At 68.8% G+C, this 23,210-nt stretch carries 21 protein-coding genes; 9 read left to right on the plus strand and 12 right to left on the minus strand.

Annotated features, from left to right (window positions below; translation table 11 throughout):
- Positions 1-534 (plus strand): DUF402 domain-containing protein, encoded by a 534-nt coding sequence (locus IEY84_RS02075; RefSeq protein ID WP_183541768.1) that lies wholly within the window; start codon positions 1-3, stop codon positions 532-534.
- An 87-nt stretch (positions 535-621) separates the two neighbouring features.
- On the opposite strand, the gene IEY84_RS02080 is transcribed toward IEY84_RS02075, so the two are convergent.
- The gene (locus IEY84_RS02080) at positions 622-1,968 is read right to left on the minus strand and encodes a threonine/serine exporter family protein (protein WP_229788229.1); all 1,347 of its coding nucleotides are present in this window, start codon (positions 1,966-1,968) and stop codon (positions 622-624) included.
- A gap of 82 nt (positions 1,969-2,050) precedes the next feature.
- On the opposite strand from IEY84_RS02080, the gene IEY84_RS02085 reads away from it, so the two are divergent.
- Complete coding sequence (locus IEY84_RS02085; protein ID WP_183541770.1) at positions 2,051-3,178, plus strand: glutamate--cysteine ligase; 1,128 nt, start codon at positions 2,051-2,053, stop codon at positions 3,176-3,178.
- Between the two features lie 95 nt (positions 3,179-3,273).
- On the opposite strand, the gene IEY84_RS02090 is transcribed toward IEY84_RS02085, so the two are convergent.
- The 4 genes from IEY84_RS02090 to IEY84_RS02105 all read right to left on the minus strand — a co-directional run bounded on the left by IEY84_RS02090 (position 3,274) and on the right by IEY84_RS02105 (position 7,088).
- A complete protein-coding gene (locus IEY84_RS02090) occupies positions 3,274-4,389 on the minus strand; it encodes an FUSC family protein (RefSeq protein ID WP_183541773.1) in 1,116 nt (371 codons plus the stop codon).
- Between the two features lie 194 nt (positions 4,390-4,583).
- The gene (locus tag IEY84_RS02095; RefSeq protein WP_183541775.1) at positions 4,584-5,234 is read right to left on the minus strand and encodes an HNH endonuclease family protein; all 651 of its coding nucleotides are present in this window, start codon (positions 5,232-5,234) and stop codon (positions 4,584-4,586) included.
- A gap of 50 nt (positions 5,235-5,284) precedes the next feature.
- A complete protein-coding gene (locus IEY84_RS02100; RefSeq protein WP_229788230.1) occupies positions 5,285-6,532 on the minus strand; it encodes a site-specific DNA-methyltransferase in 1,248 nt (415 codons plus the stop codon).
- Between the two features lie 10 nt (positions 6,533-6,542).
- On the minus strand, positions 6,543-7,088 hold the full coding sequence (locus IEY84_RS02105; RefSeq protein WP_183542274.1) for a hypothetical protein: 546 nt from the start codon (positions 7,086-7,088) through the stop codon (positions 6,543-6,545).
- Between the two features lie 54 nt (positions 7,089-7,142).
- On the opposite strand from IEY84_RS02105, the gene IEY84_RS02110 reads away from it, so the two are divergent.
- Positions 7,143-7,718, plus strand: coding sequence for a mismatch-specific DNA-glycosylase (locus IEY84_RS02110; RefSeq protein ID WP_183541777.1), 576 nt, complete (start codon positions 7,143-7,145; stop codon positions 7,716-7,718).
- 126 nt (positions 7,719-7,844) lie between these two features.
- Here IEY84_RS02110 and IEY84_RS02115 read toward each other — a convergent pair whose 3' ends face one another.
- Both IEY84_RS02115 and IEY84_RS02120 read right to left on the minus strand, forming a co-directional pair.
- Complete coding sequence (locus IEY84_RS02115; protein WP_183541779.1) at positions 7,845-9,002, minus strand: hypothetical protein; 1,158 nt, start codon at positions 9,000-9,002, stop codon at positions 7,845-7,847.
- 153 nt (positions 9,003-9,155) lie between these two features.
- A complete protein-coding gene (locus IEY84_RS02120; protein ID WP_229788232.1) occupies positions 9,156-13,205 on the minus strand; it encodes a carboxypeptidase regulatory-like domain-containing protein in 4,050 nt (1,349 codons plus the stop codon).
- A 326-nt stretch (positions 13,206-13,531) separates the two neighbouring features.
- Here IEY84_RS02120 and IEY84_RS02125 point away from each other — a divergent pair, with 326 nt between their 5' ends.
- From IEY84_RS02125 to IEY84_RS02135, 3 genes are all read left to right on the plus strand, one after another.
- Positions 13,532-15,352, plus strand: a complete 1,821-nt coding sequence (locus IEY84_RS02125) for a hypothetical protein (RefSeq protein WP_183541781.1) — start codon at positions 13,532-13,534, stop codon at positions 15,350-15,352.
- A 109-nt stretch (positions 15,353-15,461) separates the two neighbouring features.
- Positions 15,462-16,223, plus strand: a complete 762-nt coding sequence (locus tag IEY84_RS02130; protein WP_183541783.1) for a DUF2975 domain-containing protein — start codon at positions 15,462-15,464, stop codon at positions 16,221-16,223.
- A complete protein-coding gene (locus IEY84_RS02135; protein ID WP_183541785.1) occupies positions 16,223-16,459 on the plus strand; it encodes a helix-turn-helix domain-containing protein in 237 nt (78 codons plus the stop codon). The genes IEY84_RS02130 and IEY84_RS02135 overlap by 1 nt, the downstream gene beginning before the upstream one ends.
- 17 nt (positions 16,460-16,476) lie before the next feature.
- On the opposite strand, the gene IEY84_RS02140 is transcribed toward IEY84_RS02135, so the two are convergent.
- Positions 16,477-17,016, minus strand: coding sequence for a TOPRIM nucleotidyl transferase/hydrolase domain-containing protein (locus tag IEY84_RS02140; protein ID WP_183541787.1), 540 nt, complete (start codon positions 17,014-17,016; stop codon positions 16,477-16,479).
- A gap of 75 nt (positions 17,017-17,091) precedes the next feature.
- On the opposite strand from IEY84_RS02140, the gene IEY84_RS02145 reads away from it, so the two are divergent.
- Together IEY84_RS02145 and IEY84_RS02150 are read left to right on the plus strand one after the other, a co-directional pair.
- Complete coding sequence (locus tag IEY84_RS02145; protein WP_183541789.1) at positions 17,092-17,841, plus strand: helix-turn-helix domain-containing protein; 750 nt, start codon at positions 17,092-17,094, stop codon at positions 17,839-17,841.
- Positions 17,835-18,620 carry a Fic family protein gene (locus tag IEY84_RS02150; RefSeq protein ID WP_221208433.1) on the plus strand — a complete coding sequence of 262 codons (786 nt, stop codon included), beginning with the start codon at positions 17,835-17,837 and terminating at the stop codon, positions 18,618-18,620. The genes IEY84_RS02145 and IEY84_RS02150 overlap by 7 nt, the downstream gene beginning before the upstream one ends.
- A 4-nt stretch (positions 18,621-18,624) precedes the next feature.
- Here the strand turns inward: IEY84_RS02150 and IEY84_RS02155 are convergent, their stop codons facing one another.
- From IEY84_RS02155 to IEY84_RS26990, 3 genes are all read right to left on the minus strand, one after another.
- Positions 18,625-19,242 carry a nucleoside/nucleotide kinase family protein gene (locus IEY84_RS02155; RefSeq protein WP_221208434.1) on the minus strand — a complete coding sequence of 206 codons (618 nt, stop codon included), beginning with the start codon at positions 19,240-19,242 and terminating at the stop codon, positions 18,625-18,627.
- A 162-nt stretch (positions 19,243-19,404) separates the two neighbouring features.
- Positions 19,405-20,940, minus strand: a complete 1,536-nt coding sequence (gene arfA / locus IEY84_RS02160; RefSeq protein WP_183541793.1) for an arabinosylfuranosidase ArfA — start codon at positions 20,938-20,940, stop codon at positions 19,405-19,407.
- 588 nt (positions 20,941-21,528) lie between these two features.
- The gene (locus IEY84_RS26990) at positions 21,529-21,945 is read right to left on the minus strand and encodes a LacI family DNA-binding transcriptional regulator (protein ID WP_183541795.1); all 417 of its coding nucleotides are present in this window, start codon (positions 21,943-21,945) and stop codon (positions 21,529-21,531) included.
- A gap of 326 nt (positions 21,946-22,271) precedes the next feature.
- Here IEY84_RS26990 and IEY84_RS02170 point away from each other — a divergent pair, with 326 nt between their 5' ends.
- Complete coding sequence (locus tag IEY84_RS02170) at positions 22,272-22,715, plus strand: very short patch repair endonuclease (protein WP_268244432.1); 444 nt, start codon at positions 22,272-22,274, stop codon at positions 22,713-22,715.
- On the opposite strand, the gene IEY84_RS27050 is transcribed toward IEY84_RS02170, so the two are convergent.
- Positions 22,685-23,050: a protein NO VEIN domain-containing protein gene (locus tag IEY84_RS27050; RefSeq protein WP_183541799.1), complete on the minus strand. Its 366-nt coding sequence runs from the start codon at positions 23,048-23,050 to the stop codon at positions 22,685-22,687. The genes IEY84_RS02170 and IEY84_RS27050 overlap by 31 nt on opposite strands.
- Positions 23,051-23,210: the final 160 nt, after the last annotated feature.

Below are 23,210 nucleotides of genomic sequence, written 5' to 3' on the forward strand. Positions count from 1 at the left end.
ATGCGCTTCGAGGCCGGTCATCCTGTTCGTGTCGAGTTCACGAAATGGGGTGGCCGGCCTCACTGGTCCTTCGCCGGCCTCTACCTCGGCGAGGACGAGCACGGCGAGTGGATCGGCCATCCGGTCGGCACCGAGTTCGCCCGTCCCGGGCACGGCTGGGTCGCCGACTGGGAGTCGGTCAGCCTCGTCCCCCACCACGACGCGGCGCACTTCCCCGCCTTCAACCGGCCCAACACCCGCGTGAGCTCGCAGATCTACATCGACATGTGCACCCCGCCGCAGTGGCAGGACTCGACGGTGACCTGCATCGACCTGGACCTCGACGTGGTCAAGAAGTTCGACGGCTCGGTCTACATCGATGACGAGGACGAGTTCGAGCACCACCAGCTCGAGTACGGCTATCCGCCCGAGATCATCTCGATGACCGAGGAGTCCGCCGAGCGCGTCTTCCTCGCGGTCAAGGAGAGCCGGGCGCCGTACGACGATGTCACCACCGAGCGCTGGTTCGATGCGCTTGTTCGTCTAGGTATGTAGCCGAACCGTCACATCCCTCGCGGAACTCCGCTTGGGATGTGACGGTTTCTCTGCATACCTAGACGAACAAGCGCCCCCGCTGCCGGCCTACGAGTCCGTCTCGGCCGCAGGCACCACCGGAGTGGACTTGTCCTTTCGCAGCGGACCGACGAGGCGCGGCCCGGACAGACGTGTCTCGATGCGCCATGACCGTCGGCTGAGCGGCTGGGCGATGTATTCGCCCAGGTAGACGCCGGAGGCGAGCGCCAGCGCGACCGAGGCCGCGGTGAAGAGGGCGACCAGGCCGACCGAGGTGGTCGCCGGCGTCTCCTGGGCGAGCATGGTGAGCCCGCGGTAGATCGAGTAGCCGGGCAGGAACGGCACGACCGAGGAGACCACGATGACCAGCGGCGGCACCTTCAGCCGGGTGGCGACCGAGTAGGCGACCAGACCGATGAAGAGGGCGGAGACGGCCACCCGCCACGTACGTCCGACGTCCCCGGGCACGGCGATCGACAGGACCACGGCGATACCGGCGATGACCGCGATCGGTGCCAGCGTCCGCTTGGGCGCGTACGCAGCGTAGGCGAAGGCCGCAGCGCCGACCGCTCCGCCGACGGTGGCCAGGGTGATCGACTGCAGCGTGGTGACGTTGCCGGTCACCGCCCCGTGGATCGGCACCCCGACCGCGGCCGCGAAGACCAGTCCGCCGGTGACCCCGGCGATGATCCCTGCCGTGGAGACCAGTGCCTCCAGGATCCGGGCGCTGGCGGTGACGTGGAAGCCCGTGAGCGCGTCCTGCAGGGCACCCATGAAGCTGATGCCTGCCAGCATCACGGTGATGTTGGCGGTGATCGAGGTGGAGACGTCCAGGTCCAGCGGCAGCGCCGCGGCGACGACAGCCAGCAGCGTGGCCACGCCGGCCCCGGCGACCTGCAGGTAGAAGAGCGGCAGCCGCCAGCGACGGTGGAGGTAGTGCTGGAGCTGGTCGATCGTGGCACCGGAGATGAAGGCCAGGATGATCACGCGGATCTCACCACCGACGTAGACCGTGAACGCCGCGGCCATCAGTGCCATGCCGAGCGTCACCGCCCAGCGCGGCCGGCGGTGGCCGCCGGAGATGATCCGGCCGAGCGCGATCCGGGCTCCCTGGAGGTCGACCTCGTCGCGTACGACCTGGCGGACCAGATGGTCGACCGCGGTCAGGTGGTCATAGTCGATGGTGCGGTGCTTGACCTGACGGGTGGTGTGCACCGGGATCGCCTCGGGATCGCCCTGGAAGCTCATCGAGAGGCTGGTGTAGGTGACGTCGACCTCGGCCTCGCGCAGTCCCAGATGCTGGGCGAGCGACCTCATCGTCGCGGTCACGTCAGCCGCCCCGGCGCCGGTCGAGATCAACAGCTCACCGACGCGGAGGCAGAAGTCCAGAGTCAGATTCACCTCGCGTGCGTCCACCGTCACAGGGTGCCATTGGCCCGGTGACCGACAGGCATCCACGGTGCTCGACAAACACGCCCGCTCAAGGAACGCTCGATACATGCGGATCGACTTCCATCCCTCGCCACGGCCGACGCTCGGCGTCGAGTGGGAGCTTGCTCTCGTCGATCGCGAGACCAGGGACCTGGTCAACGTCGCCGACCACCTCTTCGCCCGCGCCAAGCCGCGGGTCCCCAACCCAGAGCGGATCCACAAGGAGCTGCTGCGCAACACCGTCGAGATCGTGACCGGGGTCTGCGAGAGCGTCGAGGAGGCGATGGACCAGATCCGGGAGACGACCGCGGGTGTCGTGAGCGCCGGCGACGACCTCGGCGTGGACCTCTTCGGCGCCGGGACCCACCCGTTCGCGTCGTGGACCACGCAGGAGCTCTCTGCCGGGCATCGCTACCAGGAGCTGATCGACCGCACCCAGTGGTGGGGACGCCAGATGCTGATCTGGGGTGTGCACGTGCACGTCGGGCTGCCCTCGCGCGAGCGCGTGCTGCCGGTGCTCAACGGGCTGCTGACCTACTACCCCCACTTCCAGGCGCTGTCGGCGTCGTCGCCGATCTGGGCGGGCGTGGACACCGGATATGCGTCCAACCGGGCCCTGATGTTCCAGCAGTTGCCGACCGCCGGGCTGCCGTTCCAGTTCGCGGCGTGGGAGGAGTTCGAGGCGTACGTCTCGGACCAGACGACCACCGGCGTGATCGAGGACATCAGCGAGATCCGCTGGGACATCCGGCCCTCGCCGCGGCTCGGCACCATCGAGAACCGGATCTGCGACGGCGTCGCCACCATCCAGGAGCTGGGTGCGATCGCCGCGCTGGCGCACTGCCTCTGCGTCGACCTGGACGCGCGGGTGGCTGCCGGGGAGCCCATCGCCACGATGCCGCCGTGGCACGTCCAGGAGAACAAGTGGCGCGCGGCCCGCTACGGGCTCGACGCGATCGTAATCCTCAACGGCGCCTCTGAGGAGAGACTGGTCACCGAGGACCTCGCCGACCTGCTGGTGCGGCTGGAGCCGGTGGCTGCCCGCCTCGGCTGCGAGAAGGAGCTCGCCGGGGTGCACGACATCATTCACAAAGGCGCCTCCTACCAGCGACAACGCGCCATCGCCGCGTCCACTGAAGGTGATCTGGTCGCGGTGGTCGACTCGGTCGTACGTGATCTGCGCGGGTCGCTCTAGCGCGGATGCTGACCGAGGTAACTCGGTCAGCCGTCACTTACCTCGTGGAGTTCCGCGAGGTAAGCACGCGTTCACCGAGTTACCTCGGTGAACATTCAGCGAGGCGGCAGCGGCGGCAGGGCGTCGGTCGCCTCGAACTGCCCCATCCCGGTGACCCCGAGCAGGTCGACGATGATCGACCTGATCTGGACGAGGATGACCTCGGCGTTGAGCGATTCCGTACGTTCCACCTCGGCCGACTGCTCGCCGATCGCCAGCAGCACCGACCTGGACTCGTGGCTCAGTCCGTCCCGGCTGCGGCCCTCGGCCAGCTCGGCCTCGACCACGTCGACGGCGTCGGCGAGCCCGAACGCCAGCTGGTAGTAGCTCTCCGGCACGACGTCCCCGCGATAGGCCGACACCGCCGCGCGGCGTACCAGCACCCGGGTGCTGCGCAGCGCACGGTCGAGGGGCTCGACGAGCTCGGCCATCCGATGTACGTGGCTGCGATGTCGGAACCGGAACGGCGAGACGGCCAGCACCGACATGCCCTCGTCGGAGGCATCCTGCAGCTCGCGGATCAGCGGGTCGGTCGCACGCGCGTCGGCGAGCACCTTGAGTCCATGGACAGCATCCGCATCGAGCATCACCTGGCCGGCGGCACGCAGCAGCGAGGCGATCTTCCTAGCGACCACGGCCGCCTGCTCCCCGGGTCGCCGCAGCGGTGCGGCCGGCACGATCGAGGCGGCCACCAGTGCCACCGCACCACCGATCAGCGCGTCGGTCCAGCGCGTGAACGCCGCACCGGGCGTCGGCAGCAGGCCCATCACGAAGATCGACTGCACCGCGGCCTGGTTGCGGAAGACCTGGCCCGAGGAGATGAAGATGCCCACCGACATCGCCATCGCGACCACCAGGGTCATCTGCCAGGCACCCTCGCCGATGATCTGGACCACGACGTCGCCCAGGAAGACCCCGAGCGCGACCCCGATGGTCACCTCCGTGACCCGCCTCAACCGCTGTCCGTAGGAGGTGCCGAGACTGACCACGGCCGCGATCGGCGCGAAGACGGGTTGGACGTGACCGAGCAGACCGGCCGCGATGAACCACGCCGCCCCCGCCGCCCCCGCGGCCTGCAGCACGTGCCACCGCTTCGACTTCAGTCGAGCCAGCCGGCGACGTACGTCGGAATCCACCTGCTCACGTGTGACCCGCCGAGCAGAGAACGCCATGGTCGGAATTCTATCGGCCCAGACCCCCGCCGAGGCGTCACTCGCGTCGGCCGAGACGTCAGCCCCTCCGGCCGAGACGTCAGCCCCGCCGTCCGAGACGTCACTCGCGTCGGCCGAGTGGGCACTGCGGTGCCCACTCGGCCGACCGTAGTGACGTCTCGGCCGACCGTAGTGACGTCTCGGCAGGGGCTGGGTCAGCGAGCGAGGGTCACCGAGACGGCCTGGTTGCCGCAGCCGTTCGCCGAGGTGAGGTTGGTGAGGGCCGATTTCTCGGTGCTGTCGACGGAGAGGCCCCAGCGGATCTTCACCGAGACGTACTCCTTCAGGTAGCGACACTTCTGGAGGTCGGGCATCCACCCGGCCGGGTCGGCGTCGGACTTCTCCTGGTTCTCGTTGTCGGTGACGCCGACGAGCGAGCCGTAGAAGCCGAGGTCGTTGGCGTAGTCGCGGCGCTCGGTCGAGGTCCAGGTGCGCGCCCCGGAGTCCCACGCCTCGGCGAGCGGGACCATGTGGTCGATGTCGATGTCGCTGGTGGCGGTCCAGGAGAGACCGTCGTAGTAGGAGTACCAGCGGCCGCCCGACAGCGAGCAGCCGGACCCGACCGTCGGGGCCTCGTCGGCCTCCGCGATCAGCACCTCGTTGCGGGTGCTGCAGCCGTCGCCGTCGGCGTCGGTCCAGTGCTGGAAGAGGTCACGGTTGTAGCCGGTGCGGTTCTCGGCCGCGACCGGGAGGTCGGCGATGGCGGTCGAGAGCGACTGCGAGTAGGACTCGGCGTGCGCTGCCGCCGGAGTCGTGAGCGGCACGAGGGCGCCGCAGGCGAGGATGAACAGGCCACGGAGTTTCATGGGGGTCTCCCGAGGTGAGGTGTTCGGTCGCTCCCAGACGATGCCGCGTTTTACGCACCCCGTGTAACGCGGTTACCAGATGTCTCGAGAAGTTCATCCAGGTCGCGCTCGACCAACCCCTGTGTGTCGCCGTTCCCGTGGGCGGCGACCACCGCGCGCAGCCGCGCACGGGTGATGTCGGAGACGTACGCCATCTCGGCCTTGGCCGCGTTCGACCCTTCCCTGGTCGCCTCGGCGATCTGGACAGACCAGCAGGTACGCCGCGCCCCGTCTTCCACGTTGGCCAGCGCGACCGCATGGCCGGTGGTGCCGGAGCCGGCGAAGAAGTCGAGGACCCTGGCGTCGGCGGGCATCGTCGCCAGGATCCGCCGGATCAGACCGGTCGGCTTCGGCGACTCGAACAGCGGCCCCACCAGCGCTTTCAGCTCGGCGACTGCAGAGTCGGTCGAGCCGATCTCCTCGGTCAGCCAGATCGTGGTGAGCTTCTTCCGGCGCGCGTCGCCGGACGCGTCCCTGGAGAGCCAGTCGCGCTGATAGACGTCGACCCGCTCCCCCAGCTTCCCGCGTACGCGGCGGCACATCAGGTCGTCGGGGCGAGCCGCGATCAGCGGGGCGCTCCACCGCCAGACGGCCGGGCGACCGTCGCCGAAGACCGGCCAGATCTCCTGGGCACCGTCGAACGGCTCGATCTCGACGCGACCCGATTCTGGGTCGCCCCACACCGGGAAGTGGAGCGTCTTGGCGGTCGCCGGGTTGAACTTCTTGTTGGTGTTGCGCAGCGGCAGCCGTCGGTAGTGACGCCCGTCGTCGGTGACCAGCGGAAAGTCCCGCTCGTTCACGGCCTCCGGGATGCTCGACTCGAGCGCACAGGAACGGGCGTCCTTGGCGTAGACCAGCAGATACTCGTGGGAGGTCGCGAACCCGTTGCCGAGCTGGCGACCCTTGGGGTTGAGGTTGACCACGATCTGCGCGACCCGGTTGCGCTCGTCGAAGACCTCGTCCATCAGGACCTTGAGATGGGCGGCCTCGTTGTCGTCGATGGAGACGTAGATCGCCGCGCGGTCCGACATGACGGCGCTCGCCGCCTCCAGCCGTGGCCTCATCATCGCGACCCAGGCCTCGTGGCGGCCGGCACGGCGGCCATCCTCACCGCGCCGGTCGTCGTGGTAGGCGAAGAGGCTGCCGGTGTTGTAGGGCGGGTCGATGTAGATCAGGTCGAACTTCTCCCCGGCCTTCGCGAGCGCCTGGAGCACATCGAGGTTGTCGCCCTCGACGAACGTGTTCCACGGCTCCCTCACGCGGGGAACGTTAGCCGACAGGCGCCTCTCGAGTGGATAACAGCGCGACCGACCGCTCGGCGACCAGGCACTGGATCGTGGTCCCCTTCGGCACCGCGACGTCGAGGACCACGTCGCTGCCGGTCGTACGAGCCGTGATGGTCGCCGGGTCCGGGGACTCGCAGCCGTCGTAGACGGTCTGGGCGTAGAGCCGTTGGCCCGCCGGGACGTGCGCGAGCAGCCTGGTCGCCTCGGTGGTGAACGGATCCTGGAGCGAGGTGCCGAGCGTGGCGGCGTACGCCTCGATCGCGGCCCTGTCCGGAAGCGGGGTTGCGGTCGCCTCCAGGGCGCCCTCGGCCGCCCCTCCCGCGGAGACGATGCCGCGGACGGGCTTCTCCGAGCTCGGTGGCCGGGACGGCTCCGGCTGGGGCTTCGGCTTGGGCGGCGGGGATGACGCCGGCGCGGAGGAGGCCGAGGGCGAGGAGACCGGGTCCGTCGCCTCCTCGGGGGTGCCGCAGGCCGCGACCAGGAGCGCCGTCGCAGCGAGTGCGAGTGCGAGAAGACGCTTGGGGTGCATATCTCACATACTCCCCGCGGCACCAAGGTGTTGCACAGATGGGAAGATCACGCCGTGGCCCGCTTCACCCAGGCCGAGCTCCAGACCTACTACGGCGCCTCGGTCCCCGACCTCCTTCCCGCAGACGACCAGCCCCTGCGCCTCCTCTTCGTCGGCATCAACCCCGGCCTGTGGACCGCGGCGACGCAGACCCACTTCGCGCACCCGCTCAACCGGTTCTATCCGTCGATCTTCCGGGCCGGGATCACCACCCGTCCGATCGACGCCTCGGCGGGGATGACGGCGGAGGACCGTGACTACTTCCGGGACCGAGGCATCGGCTTCACCAACATCGTCCGCCGGGCCACCGCCAAGGCCTCCGAGCTCACCAACGTCGAGCTCAAGGAGGGCGGCGCCGAGCTGTTCTCGCTGGTCGCACGTAGAAAGCCAGAGGTCGTAGCGATCGCCGGGATCACTGCGTACCGCACCGCCTTCAACCGCCCCAAGGCCAAGCAGGGCCGCCAGCCGGAGCCGCTGGCCGGCGCCGAGCTCTGGGTCGTACCGAACCCGTCCGGCCTCAACGCCCACGAGACCGTCCCGACCCTCGCCGCTGCGTACGCCGAAGCGGCCCGCGCCGCCGGCCTGATCTGACACCCCGCCGAGACGTCGCTCCCGTCGGCCGAAGCGTCATTCCCGTCGGCCGAGTGGGCATCTACGTGCCGTCTCGAACGACCTAACTGACGTCTCGGCCGACCGCAGTGACGTCTCGGCAGGAGGTCAGAAGCCTGAGGGGGGTTCCGGGAGGTCGGGGACGCCGAGCTTCGCCAGCAACGTGATCGCGTCGTCGGCCGAGACGCGCGACGGTTGGGAGTGGAGCAGGTCGTCGACGGCGAGGTCGACCTCGGCGGTGAGGCAGACGAGCACGTCCTCGCCCTCGGCGTCGGCGGGCCCTTGGAAGGCGACGACGGGCAGGTAGGTGAGGTCGAGCGAGACGGCCTTCTGCAGGACACGTACGGCGCCGAGCACCTCGCCGCGCGGGTCGCTGACCTCCAGGGCGCGATCCTCGACCGATGCAGTCCCCGAGGCGGGCACAGAGACGACACCGGCGGTCGAGGGGATGTCGTACTGCTCCACCACGGCGATCCCGCCGGGATGGACCACGACCGCCTCGATCTCGCGGCCGGCGACCGGGACGTTGAGCACGACCAGGGCCGACTCGAGCTGACCGAGCGCCTGGCGGAGCTTCTCCTCGCCGAAGGTCTCGGGCGCGCCGAGGTCGAGCATCCAGCCGCCGGCGGCCGTGGCCACCCAGGCAGCGGTCTCCTGCTCCTTCAACGCCACCAGCTTCTCCGCCTCCTGCCGCAGCCGATCCCGCTCCACCGCGGCGTCGTGCGCCCGACGCCGCTCGTCGTCGAGCTCGGCGCGCAGCATCGCGACCTCGCTCTCGGCCAGCTGCTGCAGCTCACGGCGCCGCTCGGCCTCCCGAGTCCGCTCCTCGGCCCGCTGCTTCTCGGCACGGAGCCGGGCGACCTCGAAGCGGCGTACGCCCTCCTCCAGCAGCCCGAGCGTGCGCTCGGAGACCGCGACATCGGCACCCGACTCAAGCCGGTCCCGCAGCGCGCCCCAGTTGACCTCGGGGTGGTCGGTGACCAGCGCCTCGAGCACCTTCAGGAGTACGCCGCCATCCACCCCCGCACGCGAGGCCAGCGAGGCCTGGTTGAACCGGGCCGGCGCGGGAGCCGCAGACGAGACCGGAGCCAGGCTCCACTGTCCCGGAGGCCCCTCGACGAAACCGCCCGAGCTCAGGATGGCGAGCAGCTCCTCCTCGGTCAGCAGCACCCGCTTGCCCTTCAACGCGGCGCGCAGGACCTGCAGGCTCAACGGAGCCCGCAGGCGCAGGATCTCGGCGACGGCCGGCACGGAGGAATGAGGCATAGGGGCTGGTTAGGGGGTTGTTCTCGCAAGCGCGGCGATCGTACACCGCAGCACCGACATTCGAGCCCCACCAGCGCCGTTCCGAACACTTGATCTGATCGCGGGGCGCGAAGGCCCCGGACACCGAACGGCGTCCGGGGCCGCGCTGTGGAGCTACTCGAGCGGCTTCAGGTCGAAGTCGTAGACGGTCGTCTGACCAGCCACGATCTGCGCCTTCTTGGTCGCGGGCACGAACCCGTCGGCCGCGACGACCACCTGGAGCGGCGCGTTGGACTTCTGCATCCAGTAGGCGTACCCACCGTCCGCATCCGTCCGCAGCGTCACGTCGTAGGACACGCCGTCGAGAGCCACGACCGCACCCTCGAGCGGTTCACCCGAGCCCGTCACCGTTCCCGTGATCTTGCCCCAGCCTGCGGGCGCCTTCACGGTCATGGTCGCCGGGACCGGCGCCACGGTGTAGGGAGTGTTGTTCCCGATGACGACGTCAGCGGTGTAGGTGCCCGGCTGGTCGACCGCAGCGGTGAACGAGGCCACCGCGACGACCGACTGCCCCGGCGCCAGGGTGAACGCGGGCGGCTGGATGTCGAGCCATGCCGGACCACCCCCGGCGCCACCGGCTTCACCGGTCACGTCCAGGATGATGTTGGAGTCGGGGAACCCGAGCCCCGCGGCATCGGTCGGCTCCGGCGTACCGCACGCGTCGGAGGCCAGATAGGTCGGCGAGGTCTCGGCCGCGGGGTTGCCCCCGAAGTAGACCGCGCCACCTGCGACCCCGACGACCAGGATGTCGTCCGGAGCGATCTCCGTCGACGTCGCGATCGGCACCGTGTAGAGCGAGCCGAACTCGTCCCTCACCGTCGTCGTACCCGACCCGATCGGGGTCAGGTTGGCGAAGGTGAACGCCGCACCCTCCGGCAACGTGTAGAGCGTCGCCGTCACCGGCGTGTTCCCGTTGGCCGTCTCCTGGACCGCGAAGCTCACGCTGGTGGGCGTGAAGCCTCCGGAGATCCCGAAGTCACCCGGCGAGTACGTCCGCAGGATCGTCGTGGTCCCCGAGGGGCACGCGACGGAGCTGGCCTGCGCGACCTCGTGCGAGGTCGAGTGGGACAGCGTCGTCTCACCCGCCGGAGTGGGCGCGAGCGCGGTGACCGACGGCTGCCCCGTCGACCCGAGCTTGCTCCCCGACTTGGACGAAGTCAGACCGGACGCCTTCGAACCGGCCTCCGGCTTGGTCTCGACCTTCGTGGCCTCCTTCGTGACGCTCTTGGTGACGCCGGCCGAGGTGCTCTTCTCACCCTGGATGACGACCTCCTCGCCCGCTGCCCCCAGGTTCACCCCGGCAGGCGCGGAGCCCGAGTTGGTGATCCTCAGGTTGCGAGAGACCGACCCGCCCATCGCCAGGCCGGCGTCCAGGGACGTCTGGGTGACGGCGAGCCGCCCGGCCTTGAGCTGGGCGTTGGAGGTGAGCGTGGTGTCCTCCGTGACGGCGATGTTGCGGCTGATCGGCTGGTAGTCGGGCGCCGCGAAGCTGACCGCGTACTTTCCGGTCACGGTGTCGACGCTGTAGGAGCCGTCGGCGCCCGTCGTCACCGTCTTGGCGTTGCCACCGCCGGCAGGGGTCAGGGTGACCTCGGCGCCGTCGATGCCGGACTTGGTGTTGTAGTCCTTGACGACACCGGCGACCGTGCCCCGCGGGGCCATGTCGAAGGTGATCGACTTGCTGTCGCTGAGCGAGGCGGTGTTGAACGAGTACTGCGTGGCGATCGAGCCGTTCGCATTCTCGATGCCGACCGTGGCCGAGCTGCCGAGCGTTCGGTCCGCGCCGGGCAGATCTCCGTAGCCCAGCTCGACCCGGCCATCCTCGAAGAGGGTCACCGAGAAGTCCATCAGCTGGTCCGCGGCGCCCCGCGGGTAGACGTCGCGCCACTCGATGACGAACGCGTCCACGCCGTCGACGGTCGTCGCCCCGGTGAACACGTCGGCCGCGCCTCGGGTGTCGAGGTCGTCCCAGAACGCGTAGAGCGCCGCGTTCGGCACCCCGGCGGCCGGGATGGCCACGTTGCTGTAGGAGGTGTTGGCCGCCAGGAAGTTCACGTGGCCGTTGGACGACACGTACGCCTTGGCATAGCTGCCCCCGTAGAGCGGGAAGCTGAACGGCAGGTCCACCGCTCCGGACACATCGTCACCCTCGAGCCCGAGCGCGGTGGTTCCGGAACGTACGCCGCTCGATCCCTCCGCACAGAAGTACCCGTGGTCGTCGTAGGAGAAGACGAGCTTGACGTTGTGGGTCTTGTTGCCCGTGACGACGACCTCTGCGCTCGTCGGCGCGGCACAGCCGGACCCTTCGGTGAAGATCGTGTACGTCCCCTCCGGGACGCCCGCGAGCGTGTAGGCACCGTTGGCACCCGAGGTCGCCGACAGGTTGCCCGGCGACAGCATGACCTCGGCCCCGGCGACGGGGGCGCCGGTGCTGGCGTTGGTGACCGCTCCGCTCACGGTGTACTTCGGAGCCTCGGCGAGGTCGAAGTCGACCGTCGCGGTGGCGTCCTCGGCGACCGCCGCTGAGCCGGTCTCGGTCACGAAGCCGAACGCCGAGGCGGTCAGCTCGTAGTCACCGACGTAGACGTCGGCCGAGAAGTGACCCTCGGCGTCGGTCGTGAGGGTGCGGTCGAGGGTCGCGCCGTCGAGCTCGACGGTCGCGCCCTCGATGGGCTCACCGCCGCTGGTGACGGTGCCGGCGACGGTGCCGCCCTCGGCCGGGGCCAGCGCGATCAGACGTGCCAGGTCGAGGTGGCCCTCGCCGTACACGTTGTTGTTCTCGGCGGTGCCACCACAGGTGGTGTCGTCGACGTCGGTCGCCGCCTCGTTGAGCAGGCGACGGGTCTCCTCGACATCACCGACCAGGGTCGGGTTGTAGCTCCACAGCGCCGCAACGGCGCCCGCGACGTGCGGGGCAGCCATCGAGGTGCCGTTGTAGCTGCCGTACGAACCGCCCGGGAGGGAGGAGCGTACGTTCACGCCCGGCGCCGCGATGTTGGGCTTGGTCAGGCCGTCCTGGCCAGGGCCACGACCCGAGAACGAGGCGATGTTGCCGGAGGAGTCGACCGCACCCACCGCGTAGGTGAGCGTGTTCGCGCCCGGCGAGGACGTTCCCTGACACATGGATCCGGGGTTGCCGGAGGACCACGTGGAGAACTGGCCGGCCGCGTTCCAGGCGGCGTTCACGTCGTCGAAGAAGGAGTCGATGTGACCGACCCCGTTCCAACCCCAGGAGTTGTTGATGACGTGCGGACGCTTGGAGACGTCCGGGTTCTCGCCGTTGGCGTCGGTCGGCTCCAGCAGCCACCAGCCCGAGTCGAGGAGTCCGGCGTCGGAGCCGCAGCAGCCGTTGGTCTCGATCCACTCGGCGTCGGGAGCGACACCGATCTGGTTGCCGGCGCCGTCGTCGCCGACCATGGTCCCCATGGTGTGGGTGCCGTGGCCGTCGAGGTCACAGGGACCGTTCGAGCAGTCGTCGTAGGCGTCGTACCAGTTGTAGTCGTGGGTGAAGGAGCCGTCACCGTTGTTGCCGCGGTACTGGTCGACCAGGGCCGGGTGGGTGTAGTCGGTGCCGGAGTCGACGCTGGAGACCACGATGCCGGCGCCGGTGGCACCCTGCTCCCACGCCTCGGGGGCGTTGACGAAGTCGATGCCCCACTCGATGCCCTGCGGCGCCTTGGTGGACGCCTCCTTCTTGACCGGCTCGACGAGCGAGAGCTTGGCCCGCTCGTGGACGGTCTTGATCTCCGGGTCGGCAGCCAGCTTCAGCGCCAGGTCCTCGGACGCGTCCTTCACCAGGATCGCGTTCGAGATCGCGTACGTCTTGTAGGTCACCTTGGCGGCTTCGAGCTCGGCGACGGCGCCGGCCTGAGATGCCTTGGCGGTCTTCTCCAGCGCGTCGACGACGTACTGGCCGCGCTCGGTCCAGTCCTTGATGGAGGAGGCGGGGCCGAGGTTGGCCTTGTCGGAGAAGCGGAGCCAGAAGTCGGTCGGACCGGACTTCTCGAACGTGGACTCCAGGGTGGATGTGAGCTTGGCCGCGGGGGCCGTGTCGTCGGCGGTAGGGGTGCCGGCGAATGAGGGGGCGGCAAACATCGCAGCCGTGACGGCGAGTATGCCGGTGGCTGCTACGACGGCCGATCGGCCGAGGCGTGAATATCTCAAGGGGGTCTCCTTGCGGATACCGCCGGCAAACCCGTGAAACTGATCGTGCGCTACTTCCCGGGAACGCGGACGGATCGATTATTGCCACCGGACAGCGTTCTCCGGATTTGTTGCAGCCGCAGGCTTTCGGGGCGCACCAGAGCGGCAGATATCTGCCATTGTCGTAAAACCGCCACGACCTATGATTAGTTTGGTGAGGCAAATATGACACGGGCTCGTCATTGACACCCACCCCCGGTATCGGCGTCCTCGAATGCTCCGTCAAAGGCCGGGTCGTTGCCCTGGGTCCGCTTTCCGTTCGCTGTACGTTTTGTGAAAGGAGGGGCATGTCTGCGATCAAGCGCGTGACGAACACGTCCGAGGCCGAGGCCCTCGCGGCGTTGCTCAACGGCGACACCCGCACGAAACCGACCGTCGTGGTGACAGTCGCCTCCGGACACACGGACCCCTACGCCGACGTGGAGCGGATCGCGGCCGAGATCGGCGACCTGGCCGATCTCTACCTCGTCACGACCGGCGGCCACACCTGGGCCTTCTCCAACAAGATGACGCCGGGCACCCAGGTCTACGGCGGTGCCGGCCGGGTCTACCCCGTCGGGCTGGCGTGGAACATCGATCTGAAGCAGGCGCCGCTGCGGTTCGCCTGGAACAAGTCCGAGGGCAAGAAGCTCACCGGGCAGCTCATCGACGACGCCCTCGACATGGCCGCGGCAGCCGGCCTCTTCGACAGCGCCCGCACCGCCTCCACCCGCGAGCGCCGCGCCGGCACGGTCCTGTCGATCATGAGCGAGCGCGCGCTCGTCGACCTCGGCTCCGGCGACCTCGCCTCGATACCGCCCCAGCTCGCCCAGGCGGGGGTGCCGATCGAGCGTGTCCTCGCGCCGGGGATGCCCGTCGCGGGCGTCCTGGAGAAGAAATCCCGCTGGCTCGACATCCGAGAGAGCCGTCCCACCGCCGACGAGGCCTTGAAGACGTACGCAGCCGGGGACGTAGTCCCCGCCGAGGTCCGCTCGGTCCTGGCCGGCTCGGCGGACCTGCGCCTGCATCCTGACGTCACCGTCGAGCTCTTCCGCTCCGACGTGACCGGCGACCCCGACGACGACCTCCAGGCCCTCCTCACCCCGGGCGAGGTCGTGCTCGCGCGGGTCGTCGCGACCGGCCCCAAGTGGCGGCTCTCGCTCCGCGGGGTCGGCGAGCACGACACCGCCCGCGAGGCCCTGGCCCTGTACGCCGGCGGGCCGCCCTGGCTCGATCCGGATGCCCCGCCGCCTGCACCCGTCGAGCATGTCGAGACCGAGCCCGCAGCCCCGACGGTAGTCCCGGAGCCGCTCCTGGAGGTCGAGCCGGCCGAGGCCTCTCCCGCCTCCCCGCCGAAGCCCGCGGTCCCGAGCCCGGCGATGATGCCGCGGCGCAAGGGGGAGCCGGTCCGCGCGGTCCGGCCGCCCGAACCCGAGCCCGAGCCGGCGCCGACGACTGAGCCCGCTCCGGCGAAGAAGGCCGCGGTGCTGTCGATGTCGCTGCAGGTCACCGCGATCAAGGCCGAGAAGGCCCACCTCGAGGCCGAGCTGACCGAGCTCCGTGACCAGGTCTCCGGGCTGCGCAACGAGCGGGTGCAGTTCGCCAAGGACCTGGCGCGCGCCGCGCGTCAGGTCGAGACCCGAGACGCGGAGCTGGCCCGGATGCGCTCCCAGCTGCGTCGCGCCAAGCAGCGGACCGCCCCGCCCGAGGTCGCGCCACCCGTCTTCGCCGATCGTGAGCGCGGCTTCCGCCACCTGGTCGAGGCCGCCTGGGCCCGCCGGATCCCGGTCGGCGAGCAGCCCACGCGCCCGCTGCCCGGCTTCGCGATCGGCGAGAAGTTCCTCGACAGCGTCGACGCGCTCGAGGGCATCGCCACCGACAAGATCGCCGACGTGGTCATGGAGGTGCTCACCGGCCTCGCGGAGCAGTCGACGGGCCGCGAGCTGCACCAGCTGCGTACCTCTGTCGGGGGGAACTCCGCGCCACAGTCCCGTCCAGACGGTGCGGTCTGCTACCGCGTCTCGATGCAGATCCACACCCCCAGCGCCCGCCGGCTGCACTTCTGGAAGTGCCCCGACGGCACCATCGAGCTCTCTCGGGTCGTCGTCCACGACGACATGGAGCCGTAGGGCCCTGCCCGAGGCCTGCCGGGACGAGATCGGCAGTTTTCGAGACGACCGTCGCGCGTCGTTCTATATTGTTTTTCGATAAAACTCTATCGAAAAGCGGGGAGCCCCCATGCGTCGCAACCGTACGTTCGCCATCGCCGCCTGGGTCGCCTTCACGGCCGCGGTGGGCACCACCCTGGCGGCTCTGATCCTGACCGCAGTCGCCATCTCTGGGCTGTCCGGGCGCACCGCCTTGTCCAACCAGATCAATCTCGTCCCCGGGACCGATCTGGTGCAGGTGACCTATCAGCCGTCATGGGAGGTCGGCGCGTACATCGACGTATGCCCCCGCATCGACATCAACGTGGACCCCGCCACCCTGGACTGCGAATACATCAACTTCCGCCATCGGGAGGAACGCATGGAAGGGAATGTCGTGATTCCGGACGACGTCCGGGCAGCGGGTGTCCTGTTGGAGGGCCGAATGTACTTCGAGGCGGACCCGGGCTGGAACCCGCTGATCGCGTCGCTGTACGGGATGACCGTCCTCAGCCTGCTCATCGTCGCTTTCCTCCTCATGCAGCTGTGGCTGCTGCTGCGCGCGGCCTCCCAGGGCGATCCGTTTACAGACCGGGTCGTACGTCGACTACGGATCATCGGCACGACACTCGTCGCCTGGGAAGTTGCTGAGCCGTTCCTGTGGCTGTTCCTCAGCCCAAAGGCCTGGGACTACGGCCTGACGACGAGGAGCGACGTCCACGGGCTTGAACTAGGCTCCATGGAGCCCGGCTTGCAGCTCACCCCAATCCTCTTCGGGATCCTGCTGCTGCTCCTGGCCGAGGTCTTCAAGCGTGGCGTACGACTGGAACACGAACAGAGGCTGACGGTGTAATGGCGATCGACGTCCGACTCGATCATGTCCTGCTCGACCGGAGGATGACCCTCACGGAGCTGAGCGACCGGGTCGGGATCACCCTTGCCAACCTCTCCATCCTCAAGACCGGCAAGGCGCGGGCGATCCGCCTCTCCACCCTCGATGCCATCTGCCGCGAGCTCGACTGCCAACCCGGCGACCTGCTGATCCACGTCCCGGACGAGTCGGAGCATCCACGTCTCTCACCGCGGTGAGATTCGCGGAGACGCGCTCAGCCCCAGCACCAGGTCAGCAGCCCGATCAGCGGGTCCGGGATCGACTCGAGCTCGACGGCCTCGCCGAGGATCGTGCCGTAACGGATCTTGCGTCCCGAGGCGGTGCCGAAGAAGCGGTGCAGCTGGTCGGCGACCTCCTCGCCGCGGTGCTCGGGCTGGTTCTGCAGCGTACGGAACTTGCCGCCCTCGCCGTTGGCCTCGAGGATCTCGACGATCCGCGCCGCGCCGATCGCCCGGATCATCTCGTCCTCGAGGTCCTGCCGGCATGCGAAGAACCCCTGCCCGGAGAGGTCCTCGCCGAGCTGGCGGCCGAGCGCGTTGGTGACGAAGTGCTCCTCCGCCTCGTCGTAGAGCCCGCCGACCCGGTGCCCCGCTGCGGTCGTCTCCCGGATGAACCGTCCCGCGTTGCCGGCGCCGCCCATGGAGACGACCTCGATCCCGAGCTCTGCCAGGTCGACCCCGTAGCGCGGCGCCAGCGCCTCCACCAGAGCCTTGTCCGACTCTCCCTCGACGAGCAGCGTGATCGGTCGTGTCATGGCGCACACCTTAGAAGAACGTACGCCCGTCGCGCCTGTTCCATATATGCAACAGATCGCCCTAGGGTTGCATATATGGAACCGGACGTCGGGCGGCTGATCGCCGAGTGCATCGAGCGCTCGGGACTCAACGCGCGCCAGGTGGCAGCGCGCGCCGGAGTGTCCGCGTCGACGGTCCATCGGATCCTCAACGGGCAGGTCAGTCCGTCGATCTCGACGCTCCACGACATCACCGCCGCGGCCGGTCTCGATCTGACGATGAGCGCTTCGCCTTTGGCCTCCCCGGAAGCCGCTGCCGCGGCACGGGCCATCCTCGACGAGCACTATCCAGCCGACGTGGAGGCCGACATCGCTCTGTGGGCCGGCCGGATCGACGCCTGGACCGACGGCGACCCGGTCCAGATCATCGAGGAGGCCGCGCGCGCCTCGGGCGTTCTCCACCGTCCGGGCGCCGTCCGCCTCAGCGGGGAGGCGACCGTCGGCCGGCTCGCTTCGGCCGCCGACTCCTCGGGCCAGCGATGGGCGCTATCCGGCGCGGCCGGCCTGGAGCTCCCCTCCTTCGACGAGGCCGTTCCCCGGATCTCGGTGCTGTGGTGCGAGGACCCGAGCGCGGTCCGCCCCCTTCTCTCCGGCGGAAACTTCCGCCCGGCCTCTGCCCCGCACCGCGCCACCGTGGTCATCGCCGCCGCCGAACCCGACCTGTTCCTCGGTACGTTCGAACGTGACCGCATCGTCTACGCGGCTCCGATCCAGATCGCCATCGACGCCATCTCGGTCGGCGGTGAGGCCGCAGACCGCGCCCGCGAGGAGATCCGGACATGGTGACGAAGCAGCCCCGCTGGGCCCCGGACCCCGAGACGTACGCCGCCCGCAAGTCGGTCACGAATGACGCCTACCACTCGGTCCCCGACCGTGAGGACCAGCTGCGCGACACCGGCATCTGGTGGACCGAGGTCGACACGGCACGCCTCCGCCCGAGCGACACCGACGGCGCCTGGCGTCGGTTCCGCGCACGGCTGCCCGAGCTGATCTGGAACTCCGCGAGGCTCGAGGGCAACAGCTTCACCCTGCCCGAGGTGCGCTCCCTCCTCGACGGAGTCTCCGTCGGTGGCCACCGGACCGCGGAGGAGCTGCAGGTGCTGGCGCTCCGCGAGGCGTACGGCGCGCTCCGCGACCTGGTCGGCTACGGCACCTTCGGAGTCGACAAATCGACGTCCGACCGGCTCAACCGCCTCGTCGCCCGCCACGAGACGCCCGACGCCGGAAGGTTCCGCGGCGAGGGCACTCTGCGCCGCAATGGCAGCGAGCTCCTCCGAGCCCGATACGCGATGCTGCGCCAACACCTTGCCGAGACCGACGACCCGTGGCTCCAGGCACTCATCTACGTCTGCGCCGCCGCCCGGACCCGGTTCTACCCAGGCGGCAACAAACGCACCGCCCTGCTGATGATGAACGGCATCCTGATCTCGAACGGCTTCGACGCCGTCACCGTCCCCTACGCCCGTCGCCTCGAGCTCGACCACGCCCTCGACACCCTGTTCACCACCGACGACGCCACCGAGCTGATGGCCCTCTTCGTCGACTGCGCCACCGCCGAGGGCTGACGGCTCACAGCACGAGATCTGCTCGATCCCGCGTCGCCCGCACCAGCGCGGCGTTGCGCAGATCGCTGTCGGCGATCTTCGCCTCCGCCTCCTCGCGCGACCTCCCGCCGGCGAGGAACCGCTCGAGCAACCGGGGCACGAGGACGTCGTCCGGGACGTCGACGAACCACACCTCGTCCAGCAGACCGCGTACGTCCTTCCACGGCCCCTCATCGAGCAGCAGGTAGTTGCCCTCGGTGATCACGATCGGCTCGTCCTCGATCACGACGCCACCGGGCACGGGCTCGTCCGTGACCCGGCTGAACGTCGGCCACTCGACCCGCCCATGCCGCTCCCGGACCTGTCGCAGGGCGGCGACGTACCCCTCGGCATCGAAGGTGTCCGGCTCGCCCTTCCGCCCCCGCGCTCCCATCGCGTCCAGCTCCGCGTTGCTCCGGTGGAAGCCGTCCATCGGCGCCACCACCGCAACGTTCCCGGACTGGTTGAGTACGTCCCGAAGCCGCTCCGCCAACGTCGACTTCCCGGCTCCCGGAGGCCCGACGATTCCGAGCACGAACCTGGCGCCTGCCTTCTCCCTGATCTGCTCCGCCAGCCGAACGAGTCCGTTTCCACTGAGGGTCAAGGCAAACCTCCACGACGCACCGGAGACCCCGGCAATCGGGCCTTTTACTAGACGATGACACTTTGTGAACGGTTCACAGAGTGTCATCGTCTAGTAAAAGCATGGCGGAACGCGCCGCTGACGCCGTGTGATCCGGCCAGGCGTCGAGCTACGCCCGGGCCGTCACACCACCGCCACCTCGAGCTCGATGACCGACCAAGACAACGGCGGAAGGTTCAGCCGTACGGCACCCTCCTGGACACCTACGTCGCGAAGCTGCACGAGCCCCACTCGATCTGGCGCCGACTCCACGTTGGACGCGTGCCGATCGCCGCCCTCCGGGATGGTGAGCACCTCGGCGTTCGCCACCCGCGAGACCCCGAGGCCACGCAGATCGACGGTGACATCAGCGGCCTCGTCGAGCCCTCGGTTGGCGACGAAGAGCGCGACCCGACCGTCCGCCTCGGACCAGGTCGCGGCCGCGTCGATGACGTCGACGTCACCGAACTTCTCGGTGGCGATCTGGTCGGCCGAGACCGCCAGCCGGAGGATCTGCCCGCGGGCCAGGGAAGCCATCCGGGCGAACGGCCAGAAGATGGTCTGCCGCCAGGCCGGGCCGCCCTCCTCCGAGCGGATCGGCGCGATCACGTTGACCAGCTGCGCCTGGTTGGCGATGCGTACGCGGTCACCGTGGCGCAGCAGGCTGTTGAGCAGGGTCCCGACGACCACGGCATCGGTGACCGAGTACTCGTCCTCGATCAGCCGCGGGTGCTCGCGCCACTCCTTCTTCGCCTGGTCCGGTTGGTCGTCGGCGTCGAACCCCTCGAAATACCAGACGTTCCACTCGTCGAAGGAGATGTCGACCTGCTTGGTGTGCTTGCCGGCCGCCTTGACGGCGTCGATCGTGGCCACCACACCGTCGATGAAGGCGTCCATCCCGACAGCCTCGGCCAGGAACGAGGCCGCATCGCCCGATCTCTCCTGGTAGTACTCGTGCATCGAGATGTAGTCGATCTCGTCGTACGCATGGGTCAGCACGGTGTGCTCCCAGGACCCGAACGTCTCCATGTAGCGGTTCGATGAGCCGACCGCGACCAGCTCGATCGAGTCGTCGACGAGCTTCATCGCCTTGGCCGTCTCCTGCGCCAGCCGGCCGTACTCGTGCGCCGTCTTGTGGCCGATCTGCCACGGCCCGTCGAGCTCGTTGCCCAGGCACCACAGCTTGATGTCGAAGGGATCCTCGGCTCCGTTCTTCCGCCGAAGATCCGACCAGTACGTCCCGCCGGGATGGTTCGCGTACTCGACCAGCGCCCGCGCCTCCTCGACCCCACGCGTACCGAGGTTGATCGCCTCCATCACCTCGACGCCAGCCTCACGCGCCCAGCCCATGAACTCGTGCAGCCCGAACTCGTTGGTCTCGATCGTGTGCCAGGCGCCGTCGAGCCGCCGCGGCCGCTCGGAGACCGGCCCGACCCCGTCCTCCCAGCGATACCCGGAGACGAAGTTTCCCCCGGGGTAGCGCACCACCGTCGGCCCCAGCTCCCGGACGAGCTCGAGCACATCCTTGCGGTAGCCACGGTCGTCGGCGGTCGGGTGGCCGGGTTCGTAGATGCCGGTGTAGACGCACCTCCCCATGTGCTCGACGAACGACCCGAAGAGACGTCGGGGTACGTCGGCGATCGTGAAGTCGCGGTCGATGGTGATACGTGCGTGGGTCATAGAGCTCCTTGTTGCCGCGAAGACGGCCTTCAGCCGGTCTTGAATCGTCACCAGGAACGATTCCGTCGTTGCAATCCGCCTGGCAAGGGTCGCCATCTCCCCGATTCGGAGGATCCCTCCCTCCGCCGGCCGACCACGGCACGATCACGAGTGCCAATGGGAAGCATGAAGTCCCGAAAGCCGCCATCGCGATGAGCACGACAATGCTCGTCGCTGCGGGTATCGGCTACCTGCTGGGCATCCTGGTCGGCGTGTGGATCACACGCGGCCACCGGGCCGCCCACTAGGTACGCCGCGCCCGAGCTACCGCGCAGTGCTCCCCGGACGACCAACTCGTGTGAGATGGCTACCGCGCGTGGGGTGGCCCTGTCACCGTCGCGTCAAGTTCCGTCCAGTCAAGGACCCTCGCCCCAGGCTGCGGCGGTTCCGCCTCGATCGACTTTGCCAGGCATTCGGCCCCGACCAGGTCGGTACGGGACGAAGTGCTCGCTGAAGCCGACGCGCAAGCGGCCTGGGCCATCGACCTCGCAGACCGGCAGCCCCTACTGTACGTTTCAGCCGCTTCCTGTTGTACATCTCAGCGGGCTTCTAGTATCCGCCCTTGCGAATGCTGCCCTCCTGGCAAACAGCCTCGGCTATCGAGGACCTTCCCGGGCGCACGAGACGAAGTCGCACCCTTCGCCGCGGCTTCGCGGCCGTCTCCGCGACCTGGACCGTCATCCCGCGCTCGTGCGCAACCTGCACCACCCGGTGCACCAAGTCCGCCGAGAACGCTGTCGCCAGATCCGGCAGCGCGAGCGCAATCACCCCGGTCCGGCCGTTGCGCAGGCTCCGAGCACTCAGGTTCGGTACGAACCCCAGCTCCTCGACCGCCGCCAGCACCTTCTCCTGCGTGTCGGGACGTACGAACACCGTCCCGTTCATCACGTTCGAAACCGTCTTCGGCGACACCCCCGCCAGCGCCGCGACATCCTTCACCGTCGCCCGCAGCGGCCCCCTGATCATATGAGTCAGCGTATGCGAACCACACTGGCGGAGATGGATGGTCCACCCGCGGCCACCGGGAGATCTGGTTGGCCGGTCGCACGCACAGCCCCATATCCGACATTCAGTAAGAGGTCAGGGCCTCGCCGCTTCCATGTACGGCTCTTTGCCTTTGCTACAAGCCGGCGCGCACGCTTCGAGAAGGGCAAGTTGGTCGAGCGTTAGCCCGACGAGCAGCGACGCCAAGGAGTCACATCAGTCACAGGAGCAACAGGCCGGAGGCGAGCCCGCAGTTGCATGAAACTCGCCGATCCACAGGCCTTGACTACTCCTCGCAAAATGGGTCTGTGCCGGAGTACGAAAGCTGGGCAAGCAGCCCAGCCTCCAGAAGGGTCATGCAGGGCAACAAGTCGCGCGACACCTCGCCCGAATTGGCAGTTCGGCGCCTCCTGCACGCCGCTGGACTTCGCTACCGGGTCGACTACCGACCCGAGCCATCACTACGACGGACAGCCGACATCGTCTTCACCAAGCAGCGCGTCGCGGTCTTTATCGACGGCTGCTACTGGCATGCCTGCCCGGAGCATCGGACCGTTGCCCGAGCGAACGCGACCTATTGGTCGGAGAAGTTGGCGCGCAATGTGGCCCGTGACATCGACACGAGTACGCGGTTGAAGGACGCTGGATGGACCGTCCTCCGCTTCTGGGAGCATGAGGATCCCGAGTCGGTCGCAGCGACCGTTGTTACAGCCGTCCGGGGTCAGGATCCGACTGAGGGCAACCTGCGATAGGAGTCTGGTCTGAGGCATGCGCACTGCGTCAGCGGACCTGGCAACCGATAGTGACCAGTGTCCGGTTTGCCGTAGCGGTAGAGGCGCCACAGCCGGTAGGTCGGCCCCGGTCGATGGATGCCTCGACCTCGGTTGCAGATATGTCGAAGGGCACCTCCTTGCCGTACCGCGGTCGTCTTGACCTCGATAAAGACCGGCTCGCCGGCGGGTCCCTGGAAGGACTGGATGTCGTACCCGAGGCCGTCGCCGTCGCCGTCGCCGACCGAAACGTGTCGGACCTCGACCGCCAGATCTTCCCTACCGGCGGCGGTCAGACGGTTTTCGCTCAGCGGCAACGACGGATTCCTCGCCGGCGCGGCCGAGAGCCCAGCTGGAAGACTCGATGGCGGTCAAGTTGACGTCGGGGACAGTAAGGCGCGCTCTCCGGCTCATTGGCCAGTCAGCATTCGGCGGGTCAACCTCTGGGCCGATCTCGGAGTGGGGGACGTCACCGTC

The sequence above is a fragment of the Nocardioides albus genome (assembly GCF_014648255.1).
Classification (GTDB): domain Bacteria; phylum Actinomycetota; class Actinomycetes; order Propionibacteriales; family Nocardioidaceae; genus Nocardioides; species Nocardioides albus.

What these genes read in the sequence shown, in the direction of transcription:
- arfA (WP_183541793.1), bottom strand. Translation starts at nt 20,940, where the DNA reads ATGACCCACGCACGTATCACCATCGACCGCGACTTCACGATCGCCGAC.
- IEY84_RS02125 (WP_183541781.1), top strand. Translation starts at nt 13,532, where the DNA reads ATGTCTGCGATCAAGCGCGTGACGAACACGTCCGAGGCCGAGGCCCTC.
- IEY84_RS26990 (WP_183541795.1), bottom strand. Translation starts at nt 21,945, where the DNA reads ATGATCAGGGGGCCGCTGCGGGCGACGGTGAAGGATGTCGCGGCGCTG.
- IEY84_RS02085 (WP_183541770.1), top strand. Translation starts at nt 2,051, where the DNA reads ATGCGGATCGACTTCCATCCCTCGCCACGGCCGACGCTCGGCGTCGAG.
- IEY84_RS02140 (WP_183541787.1), bottom strand. Translation starts at nt 17,016, where the DNA reads ATGACACGACCGATCACGCTGCTCGTCGAGGGAGAGTCGGACAAGGCT.
- IEY84_RS02145 (WP_183541789.1), top strand. Translation starts at nt 17,092, where the DNA reads ATGGAACCGGACGTCGGGCGGCTGATCGCCGAGTGCATCGAGCGCTCG.
- IEY84_RS02075 (WP_183541768.1), top strand. Translation starts at nt 1, where the DNA reads ATGCGCTTCGAGGCCGGTCATCCTGTTCGTGTCGAGTTCACGAAATGG.
- IEY84_RS02095 (WP_183541775.1), bottom strand. Translation starts at nt 5,234, where the DNA reads ATGAAACTCCGTGGCCTGTTCATCCTCGCCTGCGGCGCCCTCGTGCCG.
- IEY84_RS02150 (WP_221208433.1), top strand. Translation starts at nt 17,835, where the DNA reads ATGGTGACGAAGCAGCCCCGCTGGGCCCCGGACCCCGAGACGTACGCC.
- IEY84_RS02090 (WP_183541773.1), bottom strand. Translation starts at nt 4,389, where the DNA reads ATGGCGTTCTCTGCTCGGCGGGTCACACGTGAGCAGGTGGATTCCGAC.
- IEY84_RS02130 (WP_183541783.1), top strand. Translation starts at nt 15,462, where the DNA reads ATGCGTCGCAACCGTACGTTCGCCATCGCCGCCTGGGTCGCCTTCACG.
- IEY84_RS02135 (WP_183541785.1), top strand. Translation starts at nt 16,223, where the DNA reads ATGGCGATCGACGTCCGACTCGATCATGTCCTGCTCGACCGGAGGATG.
- IEY84_RS02105 (WP_183542274.1), bottom strand. Translation starts at nt 7,088, where the DNA reads ATGCACCCCAAGCGTCTTCTCGCACTCGCACTCGCTGCGACGGCGCTC.
- IEY84_RS02115 (WP_183541779.1), bottom strand. Translation starts at nt 9,002, where the DNA reads ATGCCTCATTCCTCCGTGCCGGCCGTCGCCGAGATCCTGCGCCTGCGG.